1 pseudogene is annotated in these 1228 nt (G+C 31.8%); it reads right to left on the bottom strand.

Annotation, left to right across the window (positions count from 1 at the left end):
- Positions 1–137: 137 nt before the first annotated feature.
- Positions 138–797: pseudogene (locus PVV68_RS10395) on the bottom strand (type ISP restriction/modification enzyme); the annotation flags it as partial.
- Positions 798–1228 lie beyond the last annotated feature (431 nt).

A 1228-nucleotide genomic window follows, 5' to 3' on the forward strand; every position in this document is an offset into this window, starting at 1 on the left:
CATTAAAGGATTTCTGATAACGTAATTCTTTCCTATCTTAGTTATCTCATAACAGATGATGAAATAGACTGTTATTTAAACTAATACATAAGAGGCTTTAATAAGATTAGCATATCCATTATGTGAGCATGGCAAGTCTATTCAATTTCTTTAATTTCTAATTTTGGTAGGTTCTTAACAATCTTCATTGTCTCTAAACTTACGGTAATAACCCTTTGGAATAACTCCAATGGATAAGCAGGATTGCCAACGGTTTCAACAGCATAGCGATTAGCATCATTAACAATACCACTCTTTTTATCAGTCTTTACACATTGACGCCCCATAACCCATTCAAGAGCGGGCTTGCCATTGACGATATAGTCATAAGCTTCAAGAGGGATATCTGTTATAGTGATATTACTATTATAAATAACAGTGGATTTATCCTTTTCCTTACTATTTTTAATTTTTGCGAATTTCATTTCAGTCACGTAATAAAACTTTTCTGGATTAGAAATATCAGTCTGTTTTGGATTACCTTTTTTAAAGGTCACTTGATAAGGTTTCACATCTTCATAATTTACATGCAAATGACTGAGTTTACGTCCTGCTGTAACAAATATCCAAAAATCTTCAGCACTTTTTACACAGGGGATACGAGGCAATTCTTTAGAAAGATTATCAGCGTAGCGACTGCGATAATCTTCTGAATGTAAGATTCCGTAAACATAATAGAATAGATCATCTTTAGTGATTATTTCATTAGGATAAGCAGCTTTAAAATGTGCTAATCCATTATCCGTAATGGCATTACGCATTTTCTTTTTTGCTTTTGTAGTAAATGGACGATAGTTGTACTATTTTTCTTATCAAGCGATAAGAATGGAGTGTTTTTTGTTGTCTCTAATATGTAACAGTTCCGATAAATTAGATATATTTTGTGAATAAGAGCCTTTACTTTCATCTCAAAATTATACTACATGCAGCACTTTAAAATTAAGAAGCATATAGAGTGTATGATTGTTATTTAACAATGTCATTATAAAATCTTCAAAAGCGGGGGAGATGATATGGTTTTCACGACCAATAAAGCAAATATATATGCTGCAGCTTATGCTTTTCTATTAGATTTTAAAAGAATTATTCTCATCAAAAAATTAAAAAATTGTTACACGGTTGGTGATTTTTTCTGTGACGCTGATGATATGGTTCATTTGGTTGCTCATGTTGAGGGCACAATGAATGC

This window comes from Bartonella sp. ML69XJBT (assembly GCF_028618515.1).
Taxonomy (GTDB): Bacteria; Pseudomonadota; Alphaproteobacteria; order Rhizobiales; family Rhizobiaceae; genus Bartonella.